Source organism: Marinobacter sp. P4B1 (assembly GCF_001447135.1).
GTDB classification, from domain to species: Bacteria; Pseudomonadota; Gammaproteobacteria; order Pseudomonadales; family Oleiphilaceae; genus Marinobacter; species Marinobacter vinifirmus.
In genome coordinates this window covers 90,558-98,400 of the sequence record NZ_LLXM01000007.1, presented here as the reverse complement: position 1 = coordinate 98,400, position 7,843 = coordinate 90,558, and the positions used below count along the sequence as shown (strand labels likewise).

Sequence of the window (7,843 nt, the reverse complement as noted above, 5' to 3'; positions counted from 1 at the left end):
CTTTCTGATCACTGGGTCAGATTTGCTCTTTAACAAATTGGACGAGATAGAACACGAATAGATTTCTCTCATTATCTCCGAGAGAAACTGTTCAAAGTGATAGCGATTTCAAGCGTTATCCGGTGTTGTCGTTGAAGTGGTTGTTATATCGCTTCAAGTAACTGTCTCCCGTTATGGATTTCCTGGTTTACCCGGACGTCGATAAAGGGAACACAGTTGTCTTGGGGTTATATAGTCAAGCAACTAAGCGCATACGGTGGATGCCTTGGCAGTCAGAGGCGATGAAAGACGTGGAAGCCTGCGATAAGGTTCGGGGAGCTGGCAAACGAGCTGTGATCCGGACATCTCTGAATGGGGAAACCCACCTAACTTCGGTTAGGTATCTTACACTGAATCCATAGGTGTAAGAGGCGAACCGGGGGAACTGAAACATCTAAGTACCCCGAGGAAAAGAAATCAACCGAGATTCCCTAAGTAGCGGCGAGCGAACGGGGACCAGCCCTTAAGCTGGACAACTGGTAGGAGAAGGCCCTGGAAAGAGCCGCCATAGTGGGTGATAGCCCCGTATCCGAAACCTGAGTCCAGTGAAATCGAGTAGGTCGGCGCACGAGAAACGTTGACTGAACATGGGGGGACCATCCTCCAAGGCTAAATACTCCTGACTGACCGATAGTGAACCAGTACCGTGAGGGAAAGGCGAAAAGAACCCCTGTGAGGGGAGTGAAATAGACCCTGAAACCGTATGCGTACAAGCAGTCGGAGCAGACTTGTTCTGTGACGGCGTACCTTTTGTATAATGGGTCAGCGACTTATGTTCAGTGGCGAGGTTAACCGTTTAGGGGAGCCGTAGGGAAACCGAGTCTGAATAGGGCGAATCAGTCGCTGGACATAGACCCGAAACCGGGCGATCTATCCATGAGCAGGTTGAAGGTGCCGTAACAGGCACTGGAGGACCGAACCCACTGTCGTTGAAAAGCCAGGGGATGACTTGTGGATCGGAGTGAAAGGCTAATCAAGCCCGGAGATAGCTGGTTCTCCCCGAAAGCTATTTAGGTAGCGCCTCGGACGAATACCACAGGGGGTAGAGCACTGTTTCGGCTAGGGGGTCATCTCGACTTACCAACCCGATGCAAACTCCGAATACCTGTGAGTACTATCCGGGAGACACACGGCGGGTGCTAACGTCCGTCGTGAAGAGGGAAACAACCCAGACCGCCAGCTAAGGTCCCAAAGTACCAGTTAAGTGGGAAACGATGTGGGAAGGCTCAGACAGCTAGGAGGTTGGCTTAGAAGCAGCCATCCTTTAAAGAAAGCGTAATAGCTCACTAGTCGAGTCGGCCTGCGCGGAAGATGTAACGGGGCTCAAACTGGTCACCGAAGCTGCGGCTGCATACATTGTATGCGGGGTAGGGGAGCGTTCTGTAAGCCTGCGAAGGTGAGTTGAGAAGCTTGCTGGAGGTATCAGAAGTGCGAATGCTGACATGAGTAACGACAATGCGGGTGAAAAACCCGCACGCCGGAAGACCAAGGGTTCCTGCGCAACGCTAATCGGCGCAGGGTGAGTCGGCCCCTAAGGCGAGACCGAAAGGTGTAGTCGATGGGAAACGGGTTAATATTCCCGTACCTTGGATAGCTGCGATGGAGAGACGGAGAAGGCTAGGTGAGCCGGGCGACGGTTGTCCCGGTTTAAGCGAGTAGGGAGTGGACTTAGGCAAATCCGGGTCCACAATCCTGAGACGTGACGACGAGTGCCCAAGGGCGCGAAGTCATTGATGCCCTGCTTCCAGGAAAATCTTCTAAGCTTCAGGCTATTCGAGACCGTACCCCAAACCGACACAGGTGGTCAGGTAGAGAATACCAAGGCGCTTGAGAGAACTCGGGTAAAGGAACTAGGCAAAATGGTGCCGTAACTTCGGGAGAAGGCACGCCGGTGTGTACGTGAAACCCCCGCGGGTGGAGCGGAAGCCGGTCGAAGATACCAGGCCCCTGCGACTGTTTATTAAAAACACAGCACTGTGCAAACACGAAAGTGGACGTATACGGTGTGACGCCTGCCCGGTGCCGGAAGGTTAATTGATGGGGTTAGCACTCGTGCGAAGCTCTTGATCGAAGCCCCGGTAAACGGCGGCCGTAACTATAACGGTCCTAAGGTAGCGAAATTCCTTGTCGGGTAAGTTCCGACCTGCACGAATGGCGTAACGATGGGGGCGCTGTCTCTACCCGAGACTCAGTGAAATTGAAATCGCCGTGAAGATGCGGTGTATCCGCGGCTAGACGGAAAGACCCCGTGAACCTTTACTATAGCTTCACAGTGAACTTTGAGCATGCTTGTGTAGGATAGCTGGGAGGCTTTGAAACTCGGACGCCAGTTCGAGTGGAGCCAACCTTGAAATACCAGCCTGGCATGTTTGAGGTTCTAACTTGGTCCCCTTATCGGGGATGAGGACACTGTGTGGTGGGTAGTTTGACTGGGGCGGTCTCCTCCCAAAGCGTAACGGAGGAGCACAAAGGTGGGCTAAGCACGGTCGGACATCGTGCGGTTAGTGTAATGGCACAAGCCCGCTTGACTGCGAGACAGACACGTCGAGCAGGTACGAAAGTAGGTCATAGTGATCCGGTGGTTCTGTATGGAAGGGCCATCGCTCAACGGATAAAAGGTACTCCGGGGATAACAGGCTGATACCGCCCAAGAGTTCACATCGACGGCGGTGTTTGGCACCTCGATGTCGGCTCATCACATCCTGGGGCTGAAGCCGGTCCCAAGGGTATGGCTGTTCGCCATTTAAAGTGGTACGCGAGCTGGGTTTAGAACGTCGTGAGACAGTTCGGTCCCTATCTGCCGTGGACGTTGGAGATTTGAGGAAAGCTGCTCCTAGTACGAGAGGACCGGAGTGGACGAACCTCTGGTGTTCGGGTTGTCACGCCAGTGGCATTGCCCGGTAGCTATGTTCGGACAGGATAACCGCTGAAAGCATCTAAGCGGGAAGCCCCTTCCAAGATGAGATCTCCCTGAGGCCTTGAGCCTCCTGAAGAGCCGTTCAAGACCAGGACGTTGATAGGCTGGGTGTGTAAGCGCTGCGAGGCGTTGAGCTAACCAGTACTAATTGCTCGTGCGGCTTGACTATATAACACCCAAGACAATTGCGGATAACGCAAGAGCAAGGCAAACGCCACGCTCAAAGAAATCACCATCACGTTTTATCTCGTCCTTCCCAGTGATCATCCGTTTTGCCTGACGACCATAGCGGTCTGGAACCACCTGATCCCATCCCGAACTCAGACGTGAAACAGACCAGCGCCGATGGTAGTGTGGTTCGCCCATGTGAGAGTAGGTCATCGTCAGGCTCTTAATACCCAAACCCCCGACAGCGTTGCTGCCGGGGGTTTTTTCATTTCAGGCCCGGGAGAAGTGATAGAAGGTTTTCCGGACCGAGCTATTTACTGATCAGCTCTATCAGACCACCCATAATGCTTTGCATCAGCGCAAAGCGGTCACTGGTCCGTTCTGCGTGGGCCTGAAGTTGTCCTGCTTGCCAGCTGGTTATCCAGGCCAGGGCGATTACCAGCGTTACCACGGCGGCCGATAGCCATCGTATGTTCTGTCTCAGGCGCCTGCTTTGCTCTGCCTGATGGATGTGCTTTTCTTCCTGTTGCTGTTTGAGTTCCCTGAGTTGCTCTTCCAGTTCTTCGTAGGCCACCTCCAGGGTGGACATTCGTCCGCTGATCTTCCTCTGTGCCTGTTCCGGAGCTTCGGTAACAGGTTGTCCGACGTTCTCCACAGCCAGCCTGAGCGCTTCACTGTGCTCCGGTTCCGGGATGTCTGAGAGGATCAAATCCAGGGTTCGCATCAACTGTTCACGGTCCACCTGTTTGCGGATAACCCCGGCCGCACCGAGCGCCCGGGCCTCTTCGATGTATTTTCCGGCGTTCTGGGAGGTGTACATGAATACGGGGATATCACGGGTATCCGGAAGGCTTTTCAGCTTTTCAAGGGCCTGGAAGCCGTTCATGCCTGGCAGCATATGATCGAGGAAGATGACATCAAAGTGATCGGATTGAAGAACTGGAAAGGCCTGTTCGGCTGTGGCCACGGCTTTGCTGGAAATGTCCGCACGCTCGAGCAGGCGCGCAAGAATGATGCGCGCTGTTGAAGAGTCCTCGATGATAAGCGCGTGGCCCCGTGGCATTCCCTGTCCCTCTGTGGTTAACCGTTTATGGTCTCAGAGGAAACTATATAAGCAGATCAGAAAATATACAGTGGACTAACGGGCCTGGGTGTCATATTTGAGACACCCTTTTGATTTTTCCCTTGTGCAGTGTCAGCGCTTCTGTTTGAGCTGCTTGTTCACCAGTGCCCGCAATGCCGCCGGCTTAACCGGCTTGTAAAGCACCTGGTAGCCCCGGCTGATCGCATCTTCACGTACCTCCGGCGCCATGTAGCCGGTGATCAGGATGCCTGGGATACCGGCTCCCAGAACTTCTCTGATGCCGTCCATGGCATCGAGCCCGTTACGGTTATCATCCAGCTGGTAATCCGCCAGGATGATATCCGGTTTATGGCCTTCGAGCTTGTTCAGGGCGCTTTCCAGACTTTCCGCGGCGGTTACCTCGCACTGCCAGTTGCTCAGTAGTGCGACCATTCCCTGAAGGATCGCCGCATCGTTATCGATGCACAGCACCTTCAGGCCGCCCAGACTGGACACCCTTCTGGAGTTGCTGCCTGCCTTGCTGGCACTGGCATGGACCTGCTCTGCCGGAGCTCTGGGCACGGTGACAGCAAAAGTACTGCCTTTGCCCTGGGTTGAGTGCACGGTTACCGGGTGGTCCAGCATGCCACTGATACGGTCGACGATGGCCAGTCCGAGGCCCAGCCCCTTCTTGTCCCGGCCGTGCTGGAAGCGCCTGAATTCCTCGAAGATGTGAGCGAGTTGCTCTTCGGACATCCCGGGGCCGGTATCCCAGACTTCAATACGCAGGAAGCCCTTCATGCGCCGACAGCCCATAAGGATCTTGCCACTTGCGGTATAGCGGATGGCATTGGACAGGAAATTCTGGACTACCCGCCGCAAAAGCTTGGCATCTGAGCGTACCCAGGCCGAGCTGGGCACCACGTGCAGTTCCAGTTCCTGGTCCTTGGCAATGGCGGAAAACTCGGTAGCCAGATGCTTCAGGAGGTCGTTAACCGGGAACACCGTAATATCCGGCTCCAGGGCGCCGGCATCCAGCTTGGAAATATCCAGCAGGGTGCTGATGATTTCTTCTGCGGCCCCGAGTGAGCTGTCGATGTGCTCGACCAGCTGTTTCGGTTCGCCATCGGTGATCTTGCCGGACAGGGCCGAGGTAAACAGCCGAGCAGCGTTCAGTGGCTGCAGGAGGTCATGGCTGGCTGAGGCAAGGAAGCGGGTCTTGCTCTGATTAGCCTGTTCCGCCACGGACTTGGCCTTGAGCATCTGCTCGTTGATTACTTGCAATTCCTGGGTGCGTTCCCGAACCCGTTGCTCCAGATAGATGTTGGTTTCTTTAAGCGCCTGTTCGGTGCGCCGCATGGCAGTGATGTCCTGGAAGGTGGTCACGTAACCACCGCCGGGTATAGGGCTGCCGTCTACCCTGACCACCGTACCGTCCGGTCGTTGACGTTCGTAGGACATGGGCTTGCCATCGCGCATGGCGCTGCAACGGTCTTCTATGATCTCGTCGATACGCCGGGCCGACAGGTTGGCGTTGGTCAGGTTGTAACGCATCAGGTCTTCGACAGGCCGGCCTACCCGGACAAACCCTTTCGGGTAATGGAACAACTCCAGATAGCGGTGGTTCCAGACCACCAGCTGTTGCTGGTGATTCACCACAGACACCCCGAGACTGATGTTCTCGATGGCGGATTGCAGCAATTCCCGGCTGAAGGTCATGGCCTGGGAGGCTTCATCAACGATGCTGACCACGTCTTCGATCTGCATGTCACGACCGGTCAGGGTGGACTCCAACACGACACGGGCAGTCGAGGCACCGATGACCGAGGCAAGCTGCCGCTCGATATACTTCATCAGGTGCGATGAGGCAGGCCGGTGCGGATACAGGCGAATGGCGTTACGCCGCTCGTAGTTCCGGAAGATGCTTTCCGAGCGTTCCTCGCCCATGAAGCGGTCGGTAAGGGCTTGCAGGTCCGAGGTCAGAATTTCGCCCTGCCAGCTCTGGTGCTGGGCGCTTTCCGCTTTTGGTTGGGCCTCATGGAAGAACGCGGCAATTTGTATCTTTTCGCGAATACGTTGCCGGGTGATCAGCGACAGGAAGATGTATATCGCCGTGTTAACCCCCAGGCTCCACAGAATGCCATGGCTGGTCTGGTCCAGTTCAGAGCCAAACAGGGCGGTTGGACGGGTCCAGTGCCAGCCGAAGAGGCCGTGCTCGATGAACCCGGCGGATATCCAGCCGGTAGCAGCCAGTGCAGGCAGGAGCAGGGTGTAGCACCACATCAGGAAACCGAGGCCAAGGCCCCAGACTGCGCCGGTGTAGTTACCCCGGCGCCACAGAATGCCGCCAACCAGGGCCGGGCCGAACTGGGCAGCAGCGGCAAACGAGAGCAGTCCGAAGGCGGTGAGGCTGTAATCGGCCCCGGCCATCCGGTAGAAACCATAGGCGGTCAGTAACACCACAAAGATCGCGGCCCGGCGTATGGACAAGAGCAGGAAGCTGAGATCTGTCCGGCGGTTCATGCGCGGGCGGAAGAAACGCAACAGCCCGGGCATGATGATTTCGTTGCTGACCATGGTGGCGATGGCTACCGAGCAGACAATCACCATGGCGGCCGCAGCAGAGCCGCCGCCAAGAAACGCCAGTACCGCCAGCCATTGCTCGCCAGCCATGATCGGGAGCTGAAGGATAACGATGTCCGGATCACTTCCGGCCATGTCTGCGTGCAGCAAGCCGCCGGCGGCGATGGGGATCACAAAGGCGCTGGCAATCACCAGGTAGATGGGCATAGCCCAGCGTGCAACCTCGAAATCCCGGTGGTCCGTGTTTTCAACCACCATCACGTGGAACTGTCGTGGCAGGCAGATAATCGCCAGCATGGCCACCAGGGTTTGGGTGAGGAATGCCGGTGCCTCTATAGCGTCTGTGGTCAGGGTGCCAATCAGGTCCGCCTCGGCGGCCTTCTGAAACAGGTCACCGAAACCGTTGAACAGCCCGTACCCGACGAACAGGCCGACAGCGACAAAGGCGATCAGCTTGATCAGGGATTCAAAGGCCACCGCCTGGATCATGCCCCGGTGGTGCTCCGTAGACTCCAGGTGGCGGGTGCCGAACAGCACGGTGAACACGGCCAGGGCAAGGGTGATGTACCAGGCCGAATCGTTCCAGGCTGCGGTACTGATCTCCTGGTAGGTATCGCCGGTGCTGGACAGTACGTTGAAGCCGAGGGCAATGGCTTTCAGCTGCAGGGCGATGTAAGGCACGCTGCCAATCAGCGCGAAGATTGCCACCATCGCTGCCAGCAGTTGTGATTTGCCATAGCGGGAAGCAATGAAGTCGGCAATCGAGGTACTGTTGTTGCGCTTGCTGATGTAGATGATTCGTCGTAACAGGGGCGCAAAGAACACGAAAACCAGCAGGGGCCCCAGATAGATGGGGAGGAATCCAAAGCCTTCCTGGGTGGCGCGGCCGACAGCGCCGTAGAAGGTCCAGGAAGTGAAGTAAACCGCCAGGGAAAGACCGTAAACATGGGTTCGCGCCAACCTGTTCCGGTAAAGCCCGGGGTGGCGGTCACCCGCCCAGGCAATCAGGAACAGCAGGGAGATGTAGGAGATCGAAATCAGTACAAGCAGCCAGGCGCTAATCATGATGGGTT

Annotated in this window: 2 protein-coding genes and 2 rRNA genes; 2 read left to right on the top strand and 2 right to left on the bottom strand. The window is 56.2% G+C overall.

What is annotated here, in order from left to right:
- Positions 1–233: 233 nt before the first annotated feature.
- Together AQ621_RS05835 and rrf are read left to right on the top strand one after the other, a co-directional pair.
- A 23S ribosomal RNA gene (locus AQ621_RS05835) occupies positions 234–3,125 on the top strand.
- A 106-nt stretch (positions 3,126–3,231) separates the two neighbouring features.
- Positions 3,232–3,345, top strand: a 5S ribosomal RNA gene (rrf, locus tag AQ621_RS05830).
- An 89-nt stretch (positions 3,346–3,434) separates the two neighbouring features.
- Here rrf and AQ621_RS05825 read toward each other — a convergent pair.
- Positions 3,435–4,187: a response regulator gene (locus AQ621_RS05825; RefSeq protein WP_058340659.1), complete on the bottom strand. Its 753-nt coding sequence runs from the start codon at positions 4,185–4,187 to the stop codon at positions 3,435–3,437.
- A gap of 132 nt (positions 4,188–4,319) precedes the next feature.
- A complete protein-coding gene (locus AQ621_RS05820; RefSeq protein WP_058340658.1) occupies positions 4,320–7,835 on the bottom strand; it encodes a PAS domain-containing hybrid sensor histidine kinase/response regulator in 3,516 nt (1,171 codons plus the stop codon).
- Positions 7,836–7,843: the final 8 nt, after the last annotated feature.